Origin of the sequence: Pengzhenrongella phosphoraccumulans (assembly GCF_045689905.1) — a bacterium.
GTDB classification, from domain to species: domain Bacteria; phylum Actinomycetota; class Actinomycetes; order Actinomycetales; family Cellulomonadaceae; genus Pengzhenrongella; species Pengzhenrongella phosphoraccumulans.
This window is the reverse complement of sequence record NZ_CP144210.1, coordinates 2877789-2898890: the sequence shown is the minus strand read 5'-3', so window position 1 is coordinate 2898890 and position 21102 is coordinate 2877789. Positions and strand designations below refer to the sequence as shown.

At 71.7% G+C, this 21102-nt stretch carries 20 protein-coding genes; 10 read left to right on the top strand and 10 right to left on the bottom strand.

What is annotated here, in order from left to right; genetic code table 11:
• Window positions 1-35: 35 nt before the first annotated feature.
• The 3 genes from VTA80_RS13420 to VTA80_RS13410 are packed head-to-tail and all read right to left on the bottom strand — an operon-like array spanning window position 36 to window position 3241.
• On the bottom strand, window positions 36-923 hold the full coding sequence (locus VTA80_RS13420; protein ID WP_407341595.1) for a carbohydrate ABC transporter permease: 888 nt from the start codon (window positions 921-923) through the stop codon (window positions 36-38).
• Window positions 923-1903: a carbohydrate ABC transporter permease gene (locus tag VTA80_RS13415; protein ID WP_407345774.1), complete on the bottom strand. Its 981-nt coding sequence runs from the start codon at window positions 1901-1903 to the stop codon at window positions 923-925. The genes VTA80_RS13420 and VTA80_RS13415 overlap by 1 nt, the downstream gene beginning before the upstream one ends.
• A 45-nt stretch (window positions 1904-1948) precedes the next feature.
• On the bottom strand, window positions 1949-3241 hold the full coding sequence (locus tag VTA80_RS13410) for an ABC transporter substrate-binding protein (RefSeq protein ID WP_407341594.1): 1293 nt from the start codon (window positions 3239-3241) through the stop codon (window positions 1949-1951).
• A 236-nt stretch (window positions 3242-3477) separates the two neighbouring features.
• Here VTA80_RS13410 and VTA80_RS13405 point away from each other — a divergent pair, with 236 nt between their 5' ends.
• Window positions 3478-4476, top strand: a complete 999-nt coding sequence (locus VTA80_RS13405) for a LacI family DNA-binding transcriptional regulator (RefSeq protein ID WP_407341593.1) — start codon at window positions 3478-3480, stop codon at window positions 4474-4476.
• A 46-nt stretch (window positions 4477-4522) separates the two neighbouring features.
• Here the strand turns inward: VTA80_RS13405 and VTA80_RS13400 are convergent, their stop codons facing one another.
• From VTA80_RS13400 to VTA80_RS13370, 7 genes are all read right to left on the bottom strand, one after another.
• On the bottom strand, window positions 4523-5515 hold the full coding sequence (locus VTA80_RS13400; RefSeq protein ID WP_407341592.1) for a helix-turn-helix domain-containing protein: 993 nt from the start codon (window positions 5513-5515) through the stop codon (window positions 4523-4525).
• A 5-nt stretch (window positions 5516-5520) separates the two neighbouring features.
• Entirely contained in the window at window positions 5521-6477 is a 957-nt protein-coding gene (locus VTA80_RS13395) for an oxidoreductase (protein ID WP_407341591.1), read from the bottom strand.
• Window positions 6478-6586: 109 nt separating this feature from the next.
• Entirely contained in the window at window positions 6587-8128 is a 1542-nt protein-coding gene (locus VTA80_RS13390) for an MATE family efflux transporter (protein WP_407341590.1), read from the bottom strand.
• Window positions 8129-8249: 121 nt separating this feature from the next.
• Complete coding sequence (locus tag VTA80_RS13385) at window positions 8250-8696, bottom strand: cupredoxin domain-containing protein (protein ID WP_407341589.1); 447 nt, start codon at window positions 8694-8696, stop codon at window positions 8250-8252.
• Window positions 8697-8750: 54 nt separating this feature from the next.
• On the bottom strand, window positions 8751-9434 hold the full coding sequence (locus VTA80_RS13380) for a class F sortase (protein ID WP_407341588.1): 684 nt from the start codon (window positions 9432-9434) through the stop codon (window positions 8751-8753).
• The gene (locus VTA80_RS13375) at window positions 9434-10198 is read right to left on the bottom strand and encodes a hypothetical protein (RefSeq protein WP_407341587.1); all 765 of its coding nucleotides are present in this window, start codon (window positions 10196-10198) and stop codon (window positions 9434-9436) included. Before VTA80_RS13375 ends, VTA80_RS13380 begins: the two co-directional genes overlap by 1 nt.
• A 118-nt stretch (window positions 10199-10316) precedes the next feature.
• A complete protein-coding gene (locus VTA80_RS13370) occupies window positions 10317-11312 on the bottom strand; it encodes an SDR family oxidoreductase (protein ID WP_407341586.1) in 996 nt (331 codons plus the stop codon).
• A gap of 75 nt (window positions 11313-11387) precedes the next feature.
• Here VTA80_RS13370 and VTA80_RS13365 point away from each other — a divergent pair, with 75 nt between their 5' ends.
• The 9 genes from VTA80_RS13365 to VTA80_RS13325 all read left to right on the top strand — a co-directional run bounded on the left by VTA80_RS13365 (window position 11388) and on the right by VTA80_RS13325 (window position 21057).
• On the top strand, window positions 11388-14459 hold the full coding sequence (locus VTA80_RS13365) for a DEAD/DEAH box helicase (protein WP_407341585.1): 3072 nt from the start codon (window positions 11388-11390) through the stop codon (window positions 14457-14459).
• Window positions 14460-14574: 115 nt separating this feature from the next.
• Window positions 14575-16623, top strand: coding sequence for an FAD-dependent oxidoreductase (locus VTA80_RS13360; protein WP_407341584.1), 2049 nt, complete (start codon window positions 14575-14577; stop codon window positions 16621-16623).
• A complete protein-coding gene (locus VTA80_RS13355; protein WP_407341583.1) occupies window positions 16620-17003 on the top strand; it encodes a hypothetical protein in 384 nt (127 codons plus the stop codon). The genes VTA80_RS13360 and VTA80_RS13355 overlap by 4 nt, the downstream gene beginning before the upstream one ends.
• 3 nt (window positions 17004-17006) lie before the next feature.
• Window positions 17007-17459 (top strand): hypothetical protein, encoded by a 453-nt coding sequence (locus VTA80_RS13350; protein WP_407341582.1) that lies wholly within the window; start codon window positions 17007-17009, stop codon window positions 17457-17459.
• Window positions 17460-17472: 13 nt separating this feature from the next.
• Window positions 17473-18228 (top strand): AmmeMemoRadiSam system protein B, encoded by a 756-nt coding sequence (gene amrB / locus VTA80_RS13345; RefSeq protein ID WP_407345772.1) that lies wholly within the window; start codon window positions 17473-17475, stop codon window positions 18226-18228.
• Window positions 18221-18802 (top strand): AmmeMemoRadiSam system protein A, encoded by a 582-nt coding sequence (gene amrA, locus VTA80_RS13340; RefSeq protein WP_407341581.1) that lies wholly within the window; start codon window positions 18221-18223, stop codon window positions 18800-18802. The genes amrB and amrA overlap by 8 nt, the downstream gene beginning before the upstream one ends.
• 5 nt (window positions 18803-18807) lie before the next feature.
• Window positions 18808-19950 carry an AmmeMemoRadiSam system radical SAM enzyme gene (gene amrS, locus VTA80_RS13335; protein ID WP_407341580.1) on the top strand — a complete coding sequence of 381 codons (1143 nt, stop codon included), beginning with the start codon at window positions 18808-18810 and terminating at the stop codon, window positions 19948-19950.
• Window positions 19951-20022: 72 nt separating this feature from the next.
• Entirely contained in the window at window positions 20023-20310 is a 288-nt protein-coding gene (locus VTA80_RS13330; RefSeq protein ID WP_407341579.1) for a DUF4287 domain-containing protein, read from the top strand.
• A gap of 117 nt (window positions 20311-20427) precedes the next feature.
• Window positions 20428-21057 carry a hypothetical protein gene (locus VTA80_RS13325; RefSeq protein WP_407341578.1) on the top strand — a complete coding sequence of 210 codons (630 nt, stop codon included), beginning with the start codon at window positions 20428-20430 and terminating at the stop codon, window positions 21055-21057.
• Window positions 21058-21102 lie beyond the last annotated feature (45 nt).

The window sequence follows — 21102 nt, the reverse complement described above, 5'->3', positions numbered from 1 at the left end:
GCAGGGGGGTCCAGCGGGAGCAGCTCGAGGGGCGCTCAGCCCTTGACGGCTCCCGACAGGCCGCCGATGATGCGGCGCTCGAAGAGCGAGAAGAACACCAGGGCCGGGATCATCGACAAGGACGTGAACGCGAGCACCCGGGCGGTGTCCACCGAGTACTGCGACGCGAACGCCTGGACGCCGAGCGGCAGCGTGTACATCGACTCGTTGTTGAGGATGAACAGCGGGAGCATGTAGCTGTTCCAGCTCGCGATGAACGCCAGGATGCCGACCGTCACCACGCCCGGGAGCGAGAGCGGGACGACCATCCGGAAGAAGAAGCCGAGCCGGCTCGCGCCGTCGATCGCAGCGGCCTCCTCGAGCTCCTTCGGGATGGCCCGCAGGAAGGGCACCAGGATGATGATCGTGGTCGGCAGGGCGAAGGCGATCTGCGGCAGGATGATGCCGGCCAGGCTGTCCGTGAGCCCCAGGCCCCGGATCATGATGTACAGCGGGGTGATCGCGACCGTCATCGGGAACATCAGCCCGGCGGCGAAGAGCGAGTACATCGCCGTCCGCCCCGAGAAGTTGTAGCGGGCGAGCACGAAGCTGGCCGCCACGCCCAGGACGACGACGCCGATGGTGGTGAAGAGGCCGCAGATGACGGAGTTGGTGACCTGGCGCCAGAAGATCGAGCTCTGCAGGACCTCGGAGTAGTTGACGAACTGCCAGCTGGTCGGCCACCCGGCCGGGTCGAGGGTGATCTCGGCGTTGGTCCGGAAGCCGCCGATGATGATGTAGAGCACCGGCCCGATGCAGATCCCCACCAGGGCGAACGCGATGACGTAGGTGAGCCAGCCGGCCCGGTTCAGGCTGGGCCGCTTGCGGGCGGCCCTCGCGGGCGGGGCCGTCGGGCTCAGGGGAGGTGCGGTGATCGTCGCCATCACTTCTTTCCTTCCGTGAGGGCACCCTCGGTGTCGCGCTTGAGCACGTACCGCTGATAGGTGAGAGCGAGGACGAGCGAGATGAGGAACAGGACCACGGCGACGGCGTTGCCGAAGCCGTAGTTCCCGGCGTTGCGGCCGTTGACCACCATGTAGGTGGCCATCGTCGAGGTCCCGGCCGTCGCGGCGACGTACTGGCCCCAGATGATGTAGACGAGGTCGAACAGCTGCAGCGCGCCGATCATCGACAGGAACGCCCAGATCCGGATCGTCGGTCCCAGCAGCGGCAGGGTGATGCGGCGCTGCGTCTGCCAGTAGGAGGCGCCGTCGATGGCCGCCGCTTCGAAGAGCTCGGTGGGGATGCTCTGCAGGCCGGCCAGGAAGAGGATCACGGCGAAGCCGATGTACTTCCAGGTGATGATGAGCATCAGCGACCAGATGGCGATCTTGGGGTCGGACAGCCAGTCGACCGTCCAGCCCGGCAGCCCCGCCTTGATCAGCAGATCGTTGATGGCGCCGTTGGTCTGGAGCATGAGGCTCCAGCCGGTGCCGACGATCACCTCGGACACGACGTAGGGCACGAAGATCAGCACCCGCACGAGCGAGCGGCCGCGCATGTTCTGGTTGAGCAGGAGCGCCAGCAGCACCGCCGCCGGGCCCTGCAGCGCCAGGGACAGCACCACGATGACCGCGTTGTGCTGGAGCGCGTCCTGGAACGTCGAGTCCTGGAAGATCGTGAGGTAGTTGTCGAGACCCACGAAGTTGGTGGGGGGCCCGAAGCCCTTCCACTTGAAGAATCCGTAGTACGCGGCCAGCACGACCGGGAACATCACGAAGGTGACGAAGAGCGCGATGGCGGGACCGGCCAGGAGAAGGATCTCCAGGCGTTTGCGCCAGTCGGCTCCCCGGGGCCGGCGGCGCGGGGACGGCGTAGTGCGGGCACCGTCCCCGGTAGCCGAGGGGCCCTCGGGCGGGGACATCACGGCGAGCTTGCCCTCGCCCGAGGAATCACTCATGGCTGGTGACTACTCCTTGGCCGCGGCGTCGACCACGGACTTGACGATCGCGGCCGAGTCGCCCTGACCTGCGAGCAGGTTGACAACTCCGGCGTTGAGCGCGTTGCCGACGTTCTGGCCGTACAGCGTGTCGAGCCACAGCGAGACGTAGGGCGCCTTGTTGTAGGTCGCCAGGACGTCCATCAGTGCCGGTGTGGTGACGACGCTCTGCGCGTCCTTGCTGGCGGGCAGCGTCTGGAAGGCAGTGGCGTAGCCCTCCTGGTACTTCTGCTGCATCGCGAAGTTCAGGAACTGCGAGCACTCCTTCGGGGCTGCCTTGGAGCAGGCGTAGCCGTCGAGGCCACCCATCATGGCTCCGGCCTCACCGGCGCCGCCGCTGATCTCCGGGAAGGGGAACCAGCCCAGGTCGGCCAGCGGCTTCTTGTCAGGCGTCAGGGACGCGATTACTCCCGGGTCCCAGGCACCCATGAGCTCCATGGCCGCCTGGTGGTTGGCCAGCAGGCCGGCCGACGAGCCGGCACCCTGCTGGGCGGAGGTGGTCAGGAAGCCCTCGTTGAACGGGTTGGTCGCGGAGAAGGCCGCGAGGTCGTCGCCCGCCTTGGTCCAGCACTTGTCGTCGAACTTCTTGTCGGCGGTCGCCTTGTCCAGGGTGTCCTGCGAGCAGGCGCGCAGCGCGAAGAAGTAGTACCAGTGCGCAGCGGGCCAGGCGTCCTTGGCTCCGAGGGCGATCGGGGCGATCCCGGCGTCCTTGAGCTTCTGCACGTCGGCCTCGAGGTCGGCGATGGTCGTCGGCGTGCCGGTGATCCCGGCCTGCGTGAACAGGTCCTTGCTGTAGTAGATGCCGCCCGGGAGGATCGACATCGGCATGCCGTAGACCTTGCCGTCCACGGTGAAGGCGCTGAACGCCGCGTCGCCGACGGCGGCCTTGGTGGCGTCGTCGACCGTGATCTCCTGCGCTTGACCGGCCGTGACGACGTCGGACAGCTTGCCGCCGCCGCGAGCCATGAAGATGTCGGGCGCATCGCCCGAGTTGAGCGCGGTCTGGAGCTTGCCGTCCATGTCCTCGTTCTGGATGGCCTGGATGGTGATCTTCACCCCCGGGTTCGCCGCCTCGAAGTCGGCAGCCGTGGTTGCCCAGAACGCCTTGCCGTCGCCGGTGGTCGAGTTGTGCCAGAACGTCATCGCCACGTCGCCGCCGGCGGAGGCCGTGTCGCTTCCGCTGTCGCCGCCGCCGCAGGCGCTGAGCCCCACGACCCCCATCGCCATGGCGGCCGTGACCGCCAGGATCTTCCGAGCATTCATCAGATCTGTCCTCTTCGTTGAGTTAGCCAGAGTGAAGGTGGCCCCTCGCGGGGCGAACCAGGGACCGCAGCCGCCACCGGTTCGTCAACCCGTGCCCGCCGTGCCATGCCTTCCGTCACTTCGTCGCTGCCGCCCCGTCGTCGTCGACAGTGGGGCGCAGTCGTCACTCTGGCAGACGAAACCGTGCGTCGTCAATCGATATCGATAACGTTTTCCTAACGGGTAGTCTTCCTCCTATGACACGCCGAGCGACGATCACCGACGTCGCCCTCGCGGCCGGCGTCTCCGTCTCGACCGTGTCCAAGGTGATCAACGGGCGGTACGGGATCGCGGTGGGCACCGCGCTGCGGGTGCAGACCGTCGTCAAGGAGCTCGCCTACGAGCCGAGCCTCGTCGCCCGTAGCCTGCGCTCGCACCGGACGCATGTCATCGGCATCCTCGTGGCCGAGTTCGAACCGTTCAGCGCCGAGATCCTCAAGGGGACCGCGGCCGCCCTGGCCGACACCGACTACGAGCTGCTCGCCTACACCGGGAGCCGCCAGAGCACTGGACCGGGGTGGGAGCGGCGCAGCCTGTCGCGGCTCAGCGGCACCCTCATCGACGGCGCGATCATGGTCACGCCGACCGTGGTGGACGCCGACGCGGGCGTGCCGCTCGTGTCGATCGACCCGCACGCCGGGCCGGCCGGGCTGCCCACGGTCGACGCCGACAGCCTCGGCGGGGCCGTGCTCGCGACCCGGCACCTCATCGAGCTCGGTCACCGGCGCATCGCCTTCCTGGCCGGCCGCGCGGACCTGGAGTCGTCCATCCTGCGCGAGGCGGGGTTCCGGCAGGCGCACGCCGAGGCCGGGCTCGAGGTGGACCCGGACCTCATCCGCATCGGCGCTTACCGCCGCGACGCCGCCCGCTCGCCCGCCATCGCCCTGCTGTCCCTGCCCGACCGCCCGACCGCGGTCTTCGCCGCCAACGACCAGTCCGCGATGGGGACCATGGACGTGGCCCGTGAGATGGGCCTCGACGTGCCGGGCGACCTGTCGGTCGTGGGCTTCGACGACATCCCCGAGTCCATCCGGACGAGCCCCGCGCTCACCACCGTGCACCAGCCGCTGCAGACGATGGGCGCGGCCGGCATCACGATGCTGATCGCGCTCATGGACGGCGCACCCGTCGAGCAGACGCACGTGCGGCTGCCGACGTCGCTCGTCGTGCGGGGGTCCACGGCCCCACCGCGCTGACCCGCCACAGCGCGACCCTCAGGCGGACGAGGTCAGGTGGACAAGGTCAGGCGGACAAGGCCGCGCGCACGCGTCTCGGCGTCTGGCCGGTCCACCCGTGGAAGGCCCGGTAGAAGGAGTTGGCGTCCTCGTACCCGAGCAGGAACGAGATCTCCGCGGCGGGCATGGCCGGCTCCGCGAGATAGTGCCGCGCCAGCGCCTCCCGGGTGGCGGTGAGCACCGCCTGGAAGGTCGTCCCCTCACCGTGCAGGCGCCGCTGCAGCGTGCGGGTGCTGACCCCCAGGCGGTGGGCGACCGGCGGCATCGTCGACTCTCCCGCCGGCAGCAGCTCGAGGAGCGCCGCCCGGACCCGATCGGCCGCCGTGGCCCTCGCGTCCAGCTCCCCCAGGCGCCGGCGCAGCTCGGGCTCGAAAGAGCGCCACATCCCCTCGTCCGCCGTCAGGAACGGCCGGCCGGCGTCGAGCAGCGAGAAGGTCACCGCCGGCACGCGACCGCGGCCGACCTCGATCCCGAGGTAGTCCCGGTAGGCGTCGTGGTCCGCGGGCGGCCGCGGGACGGTGAGCTGGATCGGCTGGACCTGCACGCGGGTCGCGAGCCGCGCCAACGCCACCCAGAACAGCAGCTCGAACAGCACGAACCCGTCGTCGACCGGGGCACCGGGCGGCCACCGGGGTGTCAGTCGCAGCCCGTGCGCGGAACGGTCGACCACGACCCGCAGGGGGCCGACGAGCCGCTTGTGGGTCGAGATCCGCTGTGCCGCGACCTCGAGGTTCGGGCTGCACAGGGCCGCGAAGATGGGCGGCTGAAAGACCTCGACCCGCAACGCCCGGGCGAGCGTGATCGGCAGGTTCGGGTCGCCCGACTCGTCCTGGATCGCGGCCCAGAACGCGGCGTGCTGGGCCGGGGTCACGGACACCGGCGTCCGGGCGAGCAGGTCGGCGGGCAGCGCCGCTCGGCCCAAGACGTCTGCCGGTGACAGCTCGAGGTCGACCAGCAGCGCCCGCACGCCGGGGTCGAGGATGTAGTCGTCCGAGCTCATGGCGCTCAGCGCTGGACCGGGCCCGACGTCGGCCGGGCGCCGTCGACGTCGAGTGCGAGGCCGGTCTCCCGCTCGGACACCTCCCACAGGGTCGCGATCGCCTTGTCCAGGCCGATCCGACGCAGCACCGGGCGACGGACCGGCACGCCGTTGTTGATGAACCGCGGCGCGTACAGCTCACCGCCGGTGGCGTGCGGGTCGGTCGCCGCGCGCAGCTGCGGCAGCGCCCCCTGGTCGGCCGGCATCCCGGTGCGCGCCGCCAGGGACTGGAAGAACGGGCCGGACCGACCGACGCCGCCCTCGCGGACCGTGCGGACCTGCAGATCCGTGTGCGACAGGCCCGGGTGGGCCATCAGGCTCTGCGCGCTCAACCCGCGGCTCGCGAACTCTCGCTGCAGGCCGAGGGCGAAGTGGTAGTTCGCCAGCTTCGACTGCCCGTAGGCCTTCCACGGCGAGTAGGTGCCCCGCAGGTGCGGGTTGGCCGGGTCGAGCGCGCGCCCGGCATGGTGCGCGGTGCTCGTCACCGAGACCACGCGCGCGCCGTCGGCCCGCAGCAGGGCGGGGAGGAGCCGCGCCGTCAGCGCCCAGTGACCAAGGTGGTTGACCCCGAGCTGCATCTCGAAGCCGTCCTCGGTCCGGGCCTCCGGCATCGCCATCAGGCCCGCGTTGTTCACCAGCAGGTCGATCTGCTCGTGGCCGGCCAGGATCGCCTTCGCCGCCGTCTCGATCGAGGCAAGGTACCCGAGGTCGAGCCGCACGACCTCGACCGACGCGGCGGGGAAAGCCGCAAGGATCTGCGCCCTGGCCGCGGCGGCCTTGTCCTGGTTGCGCGCCGCCATCACGACGTGCGCGCCCTTGCCTGCCAGGGCCTTCGCCGTCTCCAGCCCGAGTCCGCCGTTCGCGCCGGTCACGACCGCGACCCGGCCGGTCTGCGCAGGGATGTCATTGCTGGTCCACGCCATGGTGAGGCCTCACGAGGGTGTCGTCGGGGCGAGGTGCTGCCTCGTGGTTCGAGGCGACCTCGCTGGGTCCGGGAGCACACCACGCTAGGGCGTCATCACGCGATCCGCACTAGCGATACGTGCCAGAAAACTTGCAGGATGCGCCAGTCGCTCGCTCGCCGGATCCGTCAGCGCGTGGGGCCCCGGACGCGAACTCGAGTCGGGTCGATTCGTGGACGCCGTCGCCGAGCGGGACCAGCACGACGGCGTCGAGGACGACGGAGCCCACTGTCGGCCCCTCGGACACGAGGACCTCGGGCAGCGGACCGGCAACCGGAGCGGGCGAGGCCGCCAAGCGCCGTTGGGCCCGCAGGTACGCGGGGACGAGCACGACCACCGCGCCGACCCAGGCGAGCGGGTTGCCCCACACGACCCCGCTGAATCCGAACGCCGCGCCGAGCACGACGGCGGCACCGACCCGCATCGCGAGCTCGATGACCCCCGTCAGCGTCGGGATGAAGGTGTCCCCGAGCCCCTGCAACGCGCCACGGAGCACGAAGAGCACACCGAGGAGGAGGTAGCAGGCGCCGTTCGCCTGGAGGTAGAACGACGCCATCGCGACGACCTGCTGCTCCCCCGGCCCGACGAAGAGCCCGATGATCGAGCTGCCGGCCGTGATGAGCACCGCGGCGAGCAGCAACGCGCCGACCACCGCCATCCCCGCGGCCTGGCGTACGCCGAGCCGGATGCGGTCCGGTCGCCCGGCGCCGTAGTTCTGCGCGACGAACGTCGACACCGCGAGGCCGAGCGAGGCGAGCAGCGCGACGGCGAGCCCGTCGACCCGCACCGCCGTCGTGTAGGCGGCGACCGCCTCGGCCCCGAGGCTGTTGAGGCGCACCTGCACCGCGAGCGCTCCGATCGCGATGATCGATGCCTGGAACCCCATCGGCAGCCCGATCCGCAGGTGGCGGGCGACGTCGTCCCGGGTGACCCGCCAGTCGTCGTGGTGCGGGTGGAGCACCTGCACCCGGCGCTGGACGTGCACGAGGCACAGGCCGACGGACGTGGCCTGCGAGATCACGCTCGCGAAGGCCGCGCCACCGACGCCGAAGCCGAGCCCCGCCACGAGAGCGATGACGAGCGCGATGTTGAGCAGGCAGCTCAGGGTGAGGAAGACCAGCGGGGTCCGGGAGTCGCCGATGGCCCGCAGGATCGCCGCGAGGAAGTTGAACGACATCATCGTGCTCGCGCCGAGGAAGCTGATGACCGCGAAGGTCGTGGCCTGCGGCACGAGCTCGGCCGGGGTCTGCATCAGGCGCAGGGCCGGGGCGGCGAGCAGGGGCGCGAGCACCGTGAGCAGGACGCTCGCCGCCGCCGTCAGCACCGTGCCGGTCGCCACCGAGCGGCGCACGGCCGCGGCGTCGCCCGCGCCGAAGGCCTGCGCGGTCGGGATCGCGAACCCCGACGTCATGCCCCACGCGAAGCCCAGCAGGAGGAACAGCAGGCTCCCCGTCGCGCCGACCGCGGCGAGGGCGTCCACGCCGAGCACCCGCCCGACGACGATCGCGTCGACCACCTGGTACAGCTGCTGCACGACGTTGCCCACGAGGAGCGGGACGGCGAACGAGAGGATGACGCGCCAGGGCGGTCCGGCGGTCAGGATCTTGGGCATGGCGGTGCGGGTCCTTCAGGAGGGGATGGGCAAGGGGCTGCGTGGGGCTCGAATCGCAGGGTCCCGTGCCCGTGAATCGTATCGTTCCGATCCGCCCGGGGTCGAAGCCTTTTTCGCGTCCCTACGTCACAACGAGCGTGCCCGTCATGTTGCCGTGAAAGCTGCACACGAAGCCGTACGAGCCCGGCGTGGACGGCGCCCTGAACGTCGCGGTTGCACCGCCCGCCAGGGTCACGTCGAACGCACCGGCCTCGCTCGAGGTCACGGTGTGCGACATCGCGTCCTCGTTCGTGACGGTGACCATCGATCCGGCCGGGACGGTGGCGGGAACCTCGAACGCGAAGTCCTTGATGGTGATCGCGACCGCGGACGCTGCAGGCGACGCGGGCGAGGGCGAGGGCGAGGCGTCCGGCGACGGCATGGTCGCCGTCGTCGATGCCGGAACCGGCGGGACTGCTGGATCTGCGGCAGGCGTCGAGCTGCAGGCGGCAGTCAGTGCCACGATCGTGGCCCCGACCAGCAGGGCGCGAGCGCGGAGGCCGATGGTGCGTGCGGGCGATGCGGACATGGTCGTCTCCTGGTGCGGGATCGGGTCGAAGGATCTGGGCGGTGGGCCCCGTCGTCAGCCGACGAGGTGACCGAAGGCGATGACGTTGTCGACGTAGTGGCCGGTGGTGCGGTCGTACGCGCCGCCGCACGTGATCAGGCGCAGCTCGGCGCGGTTCGTCGAGTTGCCGTAGACCCGCGAGGTGGGGAACTCCGCCTTCGCGTAGCTCTCCACGGTGTCGATGGTGAACGTCGCCACGGTGCCGTCCTCGCGGGTCACGGCCACCTCGGCCCCGGCGGCGAGCTCGCCGAGCCGGTAGAAGACCGCCGGCCCGTCTGGGCCGTCCACGTGCGCGGCGATGACGGCCGGGCCGAGCTGGCCGGGCGTCGGCCCGCCGGTGTACCAGCCCGCCGTGGCGTAGTCGGTCGGGGCGGGCAGGACGCCGTCGGCCCCGACGCTCAACGGGACCAGGCCGGTGGTGTGCACGTCGATGCTCGGGATGTCGACGGCGATCGGCGGCGAGGCGGCCAGCAACGGACCGAGGTCGCTGACCGGCGCCACGGGTGCCACGGGCGCCGTCGTCGGGGATGACTCCGGCGTCGAGACCCGGGCGTCCGCTGTCGCGACCGGGTCGGGTGCGGGCGGACCGTCCCGCCCGACCAGCCCGACGGCGACCGTCAGTCCCCCGGCGAGGGCCAGCACGCCGGCCGCCGCGGCGAAGATGCCGCGGCGGCCGAGGTGCTGCAGGGTGTCGCGCACTACGCCTTGGCGCGGGCGCGCCGCGCGGCGAAGACCCCGGTGCCCGCGGCGGCCAGGAGCAGGCCGGTGCCAGCGACGAGGAAGCCGGAGTTCGTGTCCATCGGGGCCGCCCCGCCCGCACCGGTCGCCATGGAGCCGGACGGCGCGGCCGTCAGGACCCCGCACAGGGCCGGGTCGGTGGCCTCGGTCGGCAGGCTCGGGTCGAGCTCGGACTTGACGTCGCCGTCGTACGAGCCGTTGTGGTTGTGGTCGACCCCGTGGATGACGACGACCGACTTGCCGGCCGCGATGGCCTCGGCCTCCGCCGGGGCCACCGTGATCGAGCCACGCTCGTAGGAGAGCTTGCCCCCCGGCGCGGTGTCGAACCGGTCGACCGCGAGCGCGCTGGACGGGCTCGTGTCCCCGGTCTTGGTGAGCGAGACGATGATCGGCCCGTAGGCCGGGCCGCCCTCGGTGGTGTTCAGGGTGCCGTCCGCGCTGGTGTCGTCCGCCGCCGCGGGGCACTCGTGGCGCGCCTCGGCGCCGAAGTGGATGTGGGCGGCATGCGGGGAATCCGCGAGCAGTCCGGTGGCGGCCATGGTGACCGTGATCGTGTTCCCGGTGACCTTGACCATCGCGGTGCCCGAGCCCTCGACGCCGTTCAGCGCGACGGGGGCGAGGTTCGCGTTGACGTCGCCGTCGGCCGCGAAGGCCGAGCCCATGGACATCGGGAGCAGGAACGCGGCGCCGAATGCCGCGGTGGCGAGCTTGTGACTCGTACGCATGAGAACTCCAGTACCGGCGGGCTGTGTGCCGCCTCGTGTCGGGATGCTGCTGACACGGGTAGTTCGGAGCCCCCGACCGCCGGATGGGTCCGGATCGGGACGAGTTCTGACCGGGTTCTTACAGGGCGCGCGGCCGGTAGGTCTCGATCAGCGAGTCGAAGAGTCGGTTCATCCGAGGGTCGACCACGCGGCGCGCGGCGTCGGCGTCGTGCCAGGCGACGATGTCGCGGGCGCCCTGGGCGAACGACACGACGGGCGCGAACTGCGGGACGACGCTGCGGATCTTCGCGTTGTCGAAGTACATCGAGTGCGACTTGTCGCCGAGGATGCCCGCCCCGAGCGCCGGGTCAGCCGCAGCGATGGCGTCCGACGCGACATGGACGAGGCGTGCCGAGACCCCCGCCGCCTGGGCCACCAGCGCGAAGATCTGGTTCCAGGTCAACGCCTCCTCGCCGGTGATGTGGAACGCCTCGCCGATCGCCGCGGTCGCCCCGAGCAGTCCGACCAGCCCGACCGCGACGTCGCTGCTGTGCGTGATGGTCCACAGTGAGGTGCCGTCGCCGGGCACGACGACCTCCTGGCCCCGGCGCATCCGGTCGACCACCGTCCACCCGCCGTCGAAGGGGACCAGCGTCTGGTCGTAGGTGTGGGAGGGCCGCACGATGGTCATCGGGAAGGCTCGCTCCCGGTACTCGCGCACGAGCAGGTCCTCGCAGGCGATCTTGTTCTGGGAGTACTCCCAGAACGGGTTGCGCAGCGGGGTGGACTCCACGATCGGCAGGTGGGTGGGCGGCGTCTGGTAGGCGGAGGCCGAGGAGATGAACACGTACTGACCGGTGCGTCCGGTGAACAGGTCGATGTCCTGGCGGACGTGCTCGGGCGTGAAAGCGACGAAGTCGACGACGGCATCGAACTCGAGGTCGCCCAGGGCCGCGCGAACCGCCTCCGGATCGCGCACGTCCGCGCGGAGCACGTGCGCGGCGGGCGGAGCGGGGTGGTTCGCGGACTCCCCCCGGTTGAGGAGGTAGAGCTCGTGTCCCTGGTCCAGGGCGCGGCGAGCGCACGCCGAGCTGATGACTCCGGTTCCACCGATGAAAAGCGTTCTGAGCGACACAGCAGAAAGGTAGCGCTACTTCGCCACCGCGCCGCACGGTCGTGACCACGGGCGGCGCAGTGACAGGATCGGCCGATGCCCACGCAGGAGCCGGACGGAGCACGCGGCGCCGCCGACGAGCAGTGGCGCGACGTCCTGCGCGGCCTGGTCGCACCCGGGGACGAGCCGCCGGCCGAGCGGGCCCGCGGCCTGGGGCTGGCCCTGCAGTTCGAGCTGCGCGAGCTGACGCCGCACACCCGGGAGCGCTGGAACGGCCCGACCTCGCGCACGGTCGGGGGGCGCGGCCAGGAGCTGGTCGGGCGGGGCGAGTACCGGCTCGGCGTGCGCCCCGTGGTGCGCGCGGCGCGCGGCTGGACCCGCGGCAGCGTCACGTGGTCGAACATCGCCCAGCTGCGTGGCCGGCTCGACCTGGATGCGGATCAGCACCGGTGGTTCTGCCAGTTCGGCGCGCTGCACCGCGCGGCCGGCCCCGCCCTGCCCGACGGCGATCTCGCCTGGGTGTACCTCGACGAGTTCGTCAACCCGGTGCTGTGGGACCTGCTCGCCCAGGCCCGGGCGATCGGCATCGTCTTCGTCGGCTCGGGCGCCGGCGCCACCGTGCGCGTCGCCGACGGTGCGCACCTGGGCCTCGATGCCGCCCGATCGGCGCAGGGCATCCGCGTCAGCGCGCGGCTCACGGTCGACGGCGTCCCGGTCGAGGTGCGCGACGGCCACGCGATCGGCACGCACGGGATCTACGTCGTCGACCTCGCCCGGCCGCGGCAGGTCGTGCTCGCCCCCACGCACGCGCCGCTCGGGGCCCCCCAGCTCACGCTGCTCGGCGCGCGGGGCGGCCGCACCGCCACGGACGCCCTGCGAGACACGCTCGGCGAGGGCGTCCTCGTGCCCGCGGACCACGCCCAGGACTTCCTGCGCGAGCACGTGCCGGTCCTGCGCGCCGCGGTCGACGTCGAGAGCGCCGACGGCACCGTGGACCTGCCCGCGCCCGCCCCGCCGACCCTCGTGCTGACCGCCCGGCACGGGCCGCGCCACACGGTCGACCTCGCCTGGCACTGGGACGGGCACGCCCGCTCCGGGCCCACGCCCCTGCCCCGCGCCGTGCTGCCCGACGGCTCGCTGCCCGGCAGCTGGTGGCCGGACGGTGACGGGCTCGACCTCCCCCTGCCGGTCACGCTGCACGACCTCGAGGCCGCCGAGTTCGTCGCGACCACGGTGCCCCGGCTCGCCGCCCTGCCCGGGGTGCGGGTCGACACCGTCGGCACCGCGCCGCTCTACCGCGAGCTGACCGGCACCCCTGTCTTAACGGTCACCGCTCAGCCCACCGAGACGAACGACTGGTTCGACCTGGGCGTCACCGTCACGGTCGACGGCCGCACCATCCCGTTCGCCCCGCTGTTCCGCGCCCTCACGAAGAAGCGGACCAAGCTGCTGCTCGTCGACGGCAGCTACCTGGCGCTGACCCATCCCGCCCTCGGGCCGCTGGCCGCCCTGATCGCCGAGGCCACGGAGCTGACCGAGTGGCGCACCGGGCCGCGGATCAGCCGGCACCAGACCGCCCTGTGGGCCGACCTCGTCGACCTTGCCGACGAGGCGGTCGCGGCGCCGCAGTGGCGCGACCTGCTCGCCGAGGCCGGCGACCAGACGCCCCACGCCACCCCGCTGCCCCGCGGGCTGAACGCCGACCTGCGGCCCTACCAGGTCGAGGGGTTCGGCTGGCTCGCGTTCCTCTGGCGGCACCAGGTCGGTGGGATCCTCGCCGACGACATGGGGCTCGGCAAGACGCTCCAGTGCCTCGCGCTCATCGCGCACGTCGCCGAGCAACGCGCGCCCGGCGAGCCGCGGCGCCCGTTCCTGGTGGTCGCCCCCACGTCGGTCGGGCCGAACTGGGTCGCCGAGACCGCTCGCTTCGCCCCCGGACTGACCGTGCGCCGGCTGTCGTCGACCGACGCCGCGAGCGCCACGTCCGTGGCCGAGGCCGCGGCGGGCGCCGACATCGTCGTGACCAGCTACGCGCTGCTGCGCCTCGACTTCGACGCGTATCAGGCGATCGCGCAGAGCACCGGGTGGGCGGGACTCATCCTCGACGAGGCGCAGAACGTCAAGAACGCCTCGTCCCGCGTGCACGAGTGCGCGCGCGACCTCGAGGTGCGCTTCACGCTGGCGGTGACCGGCACGCCGATGGAGAACTCCCTGACCGAGCTGCACGCGCTGTTCTCGATCGTCACACCCGGGCTGCTGGCCTCCGTGCGCAGCTTCGGCGAGCAGTACGTCAGACCCATCGAGGGAGTGCGCGCCGGGATCACGACCGGGCGCGGCGCCGGCGACGCGCCCGCCGACTCCGCCCAGGTGCGCGCCGTGAGCCTCGATCGCCTCCGGCGGCGGATCCGGCCCTTCATGGTCCGCCGCACCCGGGACCTCGTCGCCGCCGACCTGCCCGACAAGCAGGAGCAGACGCTGACCGTCGAGCTGGACCCCGACCACCGCCGGCTGTACGACCTGTACCTGCAGCGGGAGCGCCAGAAGGTCCTCGGCCTGGTCGACGACCTCGATCGCCAGCGGTTCATCGTGTACCGGTCCCTGACCCTGCTGCGGATGCTGGCCCTCGACGCCTCGCTGATCGACCCGGAGCACGCCGGGCTGCCGTCGAGCAAGCTCGATGCCCTGCTCGAGCAGCTCGACGAGGTCGTCGCCGAGGGCCACCGCGCCCTCGTGTTCAGCCAGTTCACGTCCTACCTGACGCTGGCCGCCGACCGCCTCACCGCCGCCGGTGTGCCCTTCGCGTACCTCGACGGATCGACCGTGCGCCGCGCCGAGGTGATCGACGAGTTCCGCACCGGCACCGCCCCGGTCTTCCTCATCAGCCTCAAGGCCGGGGGCACCGGCCTGAACCTCACGGAGGCGGACTACGTCTTCCTGCTCGACCCGTGGTGGAACCCCGCCACCGAGCAGCAGGCGATCGCCCGCTCGCACCGGATCGGGCAGCGCCGCAACGTGATGGTCTACCGGCTCATCGCGGCCGACACCATCGAGGAGAAGGTGATGGCGCTCCAGGCGCGCAAGGCCGCGCTCGTGGACGCGGTCATCGACGACGGCGACCTGTTCGGCTCCGCGCTCACCGCGGACGAGGTGCGCGAGCTCCTCGGCTGAGCGCGGCCCCTCCCGCGAGCGCAGGCGTGCTCAGCCCCACGTCGCTAGGGTGGAAAGTGCCAGTGCACGAGTTCTTGCTCGACCGATTGCGTCACCTCATCGGGAGGTGAGGGTAGTGACTGCAGGCGTCCCGTCTGATCGACCGCACGTCATTGTCATCGGGGGAGGCGGGACGGGAGGCGCGGTCGCGCACGACCTGGCTCTCCGCGGGATGCGGGTCACGGTGCTGGAGCGAGGTGAGGTCACCTCAGGGACCACCGGACGCCACCACGGTCTGCTGCACAGCGGCGGGCGCTACGCGGTGGGCGACGCGGAATCCGCCGTCGAGTGCATCACCGAGAACATGATCCTGCGCCGGATCGCGCGCGGCTCGTTCGAGGAGAACGACGGGCTGTTCGTGGCGATCACGGACGAGGACATGGACTACCTGCCGGGCTTCGTCGAGGGTTGCCGGGCGTCCGGGATCGCGGCCACCCTGCTCACGGCGGACGAGGCGCTGCGCCTCGAGCCGGGGCTCACCCCGTCGCTGAAGGCCGCCGTCCGGGTCCCCGACGCCACGATGGATGCGATGCGGCTGCCCCTGCGGTTCTTCGCGACCGCGCAGCGCAACGGCGCCGTCGTGCGGACCTTCACCGAGGTCGTCGGGCTGCGTCGTACGAACGGCGCGGTCACCGGCGTCGCGATCCGCGACTACGTGAGCGGCGAGGAGTCCGAGCTGACCGCCGATCTGGTCGTCAACGCCTCCGGCCCCTGGGCCCAGCGGATCGCCGAGATGGCCGGGGTCGAGGTCCCGCTGCGATGCTCCCCCGGCGTGCTCGTGGCCGTGCGCGGGCGCCTGTGCGACATGGTGATCAACCGGCTGCACCCCTCCGGCGACGGCGACATCGTGCTGCCCCAGCGCGGCCTGTGCGTGCTCGGCACCAGCTCGTGGGTCGTCGACGACCCCGACGAGCTGCACGTGCCCGAGGACCACGTGCGCACGATCCTCGAGCAGGGCGCCCGGCTCATCCCCGCCGTGGCGGACGTCGAGGTGCGCGCGTCCTGGTCCGCCGTCCGGCCCCTGATCGGCAGTGCCGGCAGCCAGACCGGGCGGGAGCTGTCGCGCACGTTCAAGTGCTTCGACCACGCGGAGCAGGACGGCGTCCGGGGCTTCGTGACCATCTCCGGTGGGAAGGCCACGACCCTGCGCGCGATGGCCGAGGCCGCGGCCGACGTCGTGGCCCGCAACCTCGGGGTGGACGCGCCGTGCCGCACCCGGGACTACCCGCTGCTGGCGCACACGGCGTACTACACGGCGCGCAACGAGCGGCGGCGCGGATCCGTCGTCCCGGCCCGGCGGCACCCGGTCGCCACTCCCCCGGTCGCCACTCCCCCGGAGGCCAAGACCGCCCCTGCCGACCCGTCCGCACCGACCCGCGAGCTGAAGGTGTTCCGGTGGAAGCCCGGCTGGCCGGAACCGGCGATGTCGGACTACCTCGTGCTGACCGAGCCGAGCACGACAGTGCTCGACGCGCTGCGCAGCGTCCGCTGGCACACCGATCCGACGCTGACCCTGCGCCACTCGTGCTGCCACTCGTCCTGCGGCGCCTGCGGCGTCCGCGTGAACGGCGCCGAGGTGCTCGGCTGCGTCACCGCGCTGGCCGACCTGCCGCCCGGCGTGGTCACGATCGAGCCGATCGAGAACGCCCCGGTGGTCAGCGATCTCGTCGTCGACATGGCCAAGCTCTTCACCCGGTTCGAACGCACCGGCCGCCCGCTGATCCGCGCGAGCAGGGACGTCCCCCGGGCCGGCAACCCGCTGACCGTGCGGCTCGAGGACTGCGTCGAGTGCGGGCTGTGCGTGTCGGCCTGCCCGATCGCGTCGACCGATCCCGACTACCTCGGACCGGCCGCGTTGGGCGCCGCCTGGCGGGTGGTCACCGAACCGCGCGGGACGGATCCGCGGCCGGTCCTGGACTGGGTCGACGACTACCAGGGCTGCTGGCGCTGCCACCTGAGCTTCGCCTGCAGCGAGGTCTGCCCGACGGGCGCCGACCCCGCGGGCGGGATCATGCACCTGCGGGGCGCGCTCACCCGTCGGACCCTGACCCGCGGCTGGCGGGTCGATGTTCACGACGACGCGACGCCGTCGGGCGATCGCGTGGAACGGACGGCGCCACGATGAAGACGGAAGAACGCCGCGGGCTGCGCGGCTGGCTGGGCGGGCCCGGCAGCGGGACCGGCAGCTGGGCCTTCGTGGCCAACCGGGTGTCGGCCCTGATCCTGGTCGGCTACCTCTACGTGCATCTCACGGTGCTCGCCCTGCTCGTGCACGGGCCCTCGACGTGGGACGCGTTCCTCGCCATCGCGGGGAACCGGGCCTTCATCGCCGTCGACCTGGTGCTGTTCCTCGCCGTGATCTACCACGCGGCCAACGGCGTCCGGGTGGGTCTGGTGGGCACGGGCATCGCCGTGCGGCGGCAGCGGGCGCTGCTGGTCTCGGTGGCCGCGGTGAGCGTCCTGGTGCTCGGGGCGGCTGCCGTGGCCCTACTGACGGAGGGTTGACCGGTGACGGCGGACGTGCGGAGCAAGAGTGAGGCGCCGGTCCCGGAGCGGGGCCCGCGGAGTCGGCAACGGGACCGGCAACGGCAGCAGGTCGCGCGCCCGGCCCGGCCGGAGCACGGCGGCTGGGGGTGGATCCTGCAGGTGTTCACCGGCGGCGCCCTGCTGGTGCTCGTGATCGTGCACCTCGTCGCCCAGCACTTCATCGTGGACGCACCCGGCGGCCTGCGGGACTACGACAGCGTGCTGAGCTACCTGAACAGCCCGGTCATCATCGTGATCGAGTCGCTCTTCCTCATCGCGGTCACGTGGCACGCCATGCTCGGCGTGCGGTCCATCCTGTTCGACCTCGGGTTCGGTCATACCGGTCGGCGTCGGGCGACCACGGGCGTCACCGCGCTCGGCGTGCTCACGCTCGCCTACGGGTTCTGGATGATCGCGGTGCTCGCCGCGAAGTGAGCCCCATGCGCTCCTGGCTCGTTCGCGAAGCTGCCGTCGACGGACTGTTCTACCCGGACGATCCGCAGGTGCTCCTCGCCACCGTCGATCGGCTGCTCGCGGACACGCCGGCTACCTCTACTCCGGCTCCACCGCTGCCCTGGCCTACGCACGCGTGGCGCGAGGCAGGGACTCGATCCGCCGGGTGGTGCTGATCGGTCCGACGCACCACGTGCCCGTGCGTGGCGTGGCGCTGCCCGGGGTCGACGCCTTCCGCACGCCGTTGGGGGTGCTCCCCGTCGCGGAGGCGTGGGCCGAGGAGCGCCTGGCCGGCGACCCCGCGGCGTGCGTCGTCGCCGAGACCCACCGGCCCGAGCACTGTCTCGAGGTCCAGCTCCCGTTCCTGCAGCGCGCGCTCGGCGACGTGGAGATCGTCCCGCTGCTCGCCGGGTTCGCGACCGGCGACGCGGTTGCCGACGTGCTCGACGAGCTGTGGGGTGGGCCGGAGTCCCTCGTCGTGATCAGCTCGGACCTGTCGCACTACCTGCCCTACGACGAAGCACGGCGCGTCGATGCAGGCACGATCGCGCAGATCAGCGCCCTCGACGGTTCGCTGGACCACACGCAGGCGTGCGGCGCCACGCCGGTCAACGGGATGCTCGTCGCCGCCCGCCGGCACGGCCTGCGCCCGGTGCTGCTGGGCGCGTGCAGCTCCGGGGACACCGCCGGCGGCCGGACGCGGGTCGTCGGGTACTGCGCCTTCGCCTTCGAAGGGGACGACGATGCCTGACCTGCCCGACGACGCGGGCGAGGTGCTGCTGCCCGCCGCCCGCGCGGCCATCGCGCGGGAGCTCGGAATGACGACCGTCCCCGGTGAGAGTCCCCCCGCCTGGGCGCAGGAGCCGGGGGCGACCTTCGTGACCCTGACCGAGAACGGACGGCTGCGCGGCTGCATCGGCTCGCTCGCCGCCCGGCGCCCCGTCCTGGACGACGTGCGGGTCAACGCGGTCGCCGCCGCGACACGCGACCCGAGGTTCGCCCCGATGACGCCGGACGAGCTTGGAGTCGTCGCGATCGAGGTCTCCGTCCTGACCCCTCCCCGGCCGCTGCGCGTGTCCGGCCTGCGCGAGGCCTGCGCCGCGCTGCGCCCGGGCGTCGACGGCGTGATCCTGACGACCCGCGCCGGCCGCCGGGCGTCGTTCCTGCCCCAGATGTGGCGGAGCATGCCGGACCCGGCGCAGTTCCTCTGGCACCTGTCGCTGAAAGCGGGCGTCGCGCCCGGCGTCTGGCACGAGGGCATGACGCTGCAGACGTACACGGTCAGGGCGTGGTCCGAGGTACCCGACCCCCTCGAAGTGGAGTGAGCGCCGTGCGGGACGACAGCACAGCGCCTGCCCCGGGCGCGGCACCCCCCGAGGCAGCGACCTGGCCCGACGCTCCGACCGCCCGGTGGTGGTCCGAGCTGGACGACGGGCGGCTGCAGTGCGACCTGTGCCCGCGGCGCTGCCGGCTGCACCCGGGACAGCGCGGGTTCTGCTTCGTGCGCGCCCGGGACGGTGACCGGATGGTGCTGACCACCTACGGCCGGAGCTCGGGGTTCGCCATCGACCCGGTGGAGAAGAAGCCCCTCGCGCACTTCCACCCGGGCACCGCGGTGCTGTCGTTCGGCACCGCGGGCTGCAACCTGAACTGCCGGTTCTGCCAGAACTGGGACATCTCCAAGTCCCGCGAGCGGGACCGGCTGACCGCCGTCGCCACCCCCGACGGCATCGCCCAGGCCGCCCGAGCTGCGGGGTGCGACTCGGTGGCGTTCACCTACAACGACCCCGTGATCTTCGCCGAGTACGCGATGGACACCGCCCTCGCGTGCCACGAGCTCGGCCTGCACGCCATCGCCGTCACCGCGGGATACATCACCGCGCCGGCCCGCGCGGAGTTCTTCGGTGCGATGGAAGCCGCGAACATCGACCTCAAGGGCTTCACCGAGGACTTCTACTGGAAGGTGACCGGCGCGCACCTGCGCGACGTGCTCGAGACGATCGCCTGGGTGCACGAGCACACCGGCACGTGGATCGAGCTGACCACCCTGCTCATCCCCGGCCACAACGACGCGACGCACGAGGTGGAGCGCATGTGCCGGTGGATTCTCGCCGAGCTCGGCCCCGACGTGCCGCTGCACTTCTCGGCCTTCCACCCCGACTTCAAGATGCTCGACGTGCCGCCGACCCCGCCCGCCACGCTGCGCATCGCGCGGGCCACGGCGCTCGAGGTCGGCCTGCACTTCGTCTACACCGGAAACGTGCGCGACCCGGCGGCCGAGACGACGTCGTGCCCGGTGTGCGGGCGCGTGCTGGTCGAGCGCGACTGGTACGCGGTCTCGCGGTACGACGTGACCACCGACGGCCGGTGCCCGGGGTGCCGCACAGCGGTGCCGGGCCGGTTCGGCGACGCCGTCGGGCACTGGGGCCGGCGCTCGATCCCGGTGCGGATCGAGTCGTCGCCCGAGCGGTAGCCGCGCCTGAGCAGGATCCTGCACGATGGACCCTTCCGCAGCGGCAAAGAACGTGACCGAAGGGACAGGCAGATGTCGTTCCAGGCGTACCTCGACACGATCGAGGACAAGACGGGCTTGACCCCTCGCCAGTTCATCGCGCTGGCGCACGAGCGCGGGTTTGACGAACCCGGCACCAAGGCGGGCCCGATCATCGAATGGCTGGCGACCGACTACGGGCTCGGGCGAGGACACGCGATGGCGCTGGTGCACGTGTTCAAGAACGGGGCGACGATCGACAGCAAGCACGTCGGCTCGCAGGGGAGCCACCGCGACGCCTCGAACGAGCTCTGGCTGGACGGCAAGAACAATAAGCCGTAACCGACCCCGAGATTCAGCAACTGCATCTCGGAAAACGGTCGGTTCGTTTCTTTTGGGTAGCTCCTGGGACAATAAGTGTAGCAGATCCCAAGGATTCCCATAGAAACGGTTGAATCGATGAACCGCAGATTGCTTTTGTTTTCCCGAAGTGTTTGGGCCGCCTACGCCACCACGGCGGTGTGCCTTCTCCAGGCCGGCCTGTATTCCAGCACGACCCATCAGATCGGCGTGGAGGCCAGCGCTCAGAGCGCCGATGAGTGCCTCACAAGAATGGCTGCGCCGGTACTTTCCCGTCTGGGCCTTACCGGGGTTGACGTGGTGGTGGACCCGGTGATCTCGGACAATCACAGCACCATCGGCGTCGTCACCTCCTGGCAACCGAATGTCATTGTCTTGAGCGGCGCCGTGGCGGGGTGGTGCAATCAAGACGAGAAGACCAACACGTCCGTTGAAGTGGCGGTCGCGCATGAGGCGGCGCACGTCGCGCAAAGGCGCCTCATCGGCGCTATCGACGGCCCGGGGACCAATACCGTTGCGGGCGTGCCCTCGCTGGTTCGCCGGGCCTGGTTGCAGCACGAGCTCGGTAGCGGTTCCGGCGAGGTGAGCGGTGTCGAGCGGAGCGCGGACTGCACCGTCATCGCCTTCGGGTACCCGAGCCCGGCCGAGCTGGGCCAGGGGTATGGCGTCGAGTGCTCGGCGGCCGACCTGGCGGCGTCCCGCGCCGTGATGGCGGGACGGTGGCCCTGAGGCAGAGACGCGCAGCGGGCGCCTCGACTACGAGGCTGTGCGCGC

Coding starts and splice junctions, on each gene's coding strand:
- VTA80_RS13420 (WP_407341595.1), bottom strand. CDS start 923: ATGGCGACGATCACCGCACCTCCCCTGAGCCCGACGGCCCCGCCCGCG.
- VTA80_RS13415 (WP_407345774.1), bottom strand. CDS start 1,903: ATGTCCCCGCCCGAGGGCCCCTCGGCTACCGGGGACGGTGCCCGCACT.
- VTA80_RS13410 (WP_407341594.1), bottom strand. CDS start 3,241: ATGAATGCTCGGAAGATCCTGGCGGTCACGGCCGCCATGGCGATGGGG.
- VTA80_RS13405 (WP_407341593.1), top strand. CDS start 3,478: ATGACACGCCGAGCGACGATCACCGACGTCGCCCTCGCGGCCGGCGTC.
- VTA80_RS13400 (WP_407341592.1), bottom strand. CDS start 5,515: ATGAGCTCGGACGACTACATCCTCGACCCCGGCGTGCGGGCGCTGCTG.
- VTA80_RS13395 (WP_407341591.1), bottom strand. CDS start 6,477: ATGGCGTGGACCAGCAATGACATCCCTGCGCAGACCGGCCGGGTCGCG.
- VTA80_RS13390 (WP_407341590.1), bottom strand. CDS start 8,128: ATGCCCAAGATCCTGACCGCCGGACCGCCCTGGCGCGTCATCCTCTCG.
- VTA80_RS13385 (WP_407341589.1), bottom strand. CDS start 8,696: ATGTCCGCATCGCCCGCACGCACCATCGGCCTCCGCGCTCGCGCCCTG.
- VTA80_RS13375 (WP_407341587.1), bottom strand. CDS start 10,198: ATGCGTACGAGTCACAAGCTCGCCACCGCGGCATTCGGCGCCGCGTTC.
- VTA80_RS13365 (WP_407341585.1), top strand. CDS start 11,388: ATGCCCACGCAGGAGCCGGACGGAGCACGCGGCGCCGCCGACGAGCAG.
- VTA80_RS13355 (WP_407341583.1), top strand. CDS start 16,620: ATGAAGACGGAAGAACGCCGCGGGCTGCGCGGCTGGCTGGGCGGGCCC.
- amrA (WP_407341581.1), top strand. CDS start 18,221: ATGCCTGACCTGCCCGACGACGCGGGCGAGGTGCTGCTGCCCGCCGCC.
- VTA80_RS13330 (WP_407341579.1), top strand. CDS start 20,023: ATGTCGTTCCAGGCGTACCTCGACACGATCGAGGACAAGACGGGCTTG.
- VTA80_RS13325 (WP_407341578.1), top strand. CDS start 20,428: ATGAACCGCAGATTGCTTTTGTTTTCCCGAAGTGTTTGGGCCGCCTAC.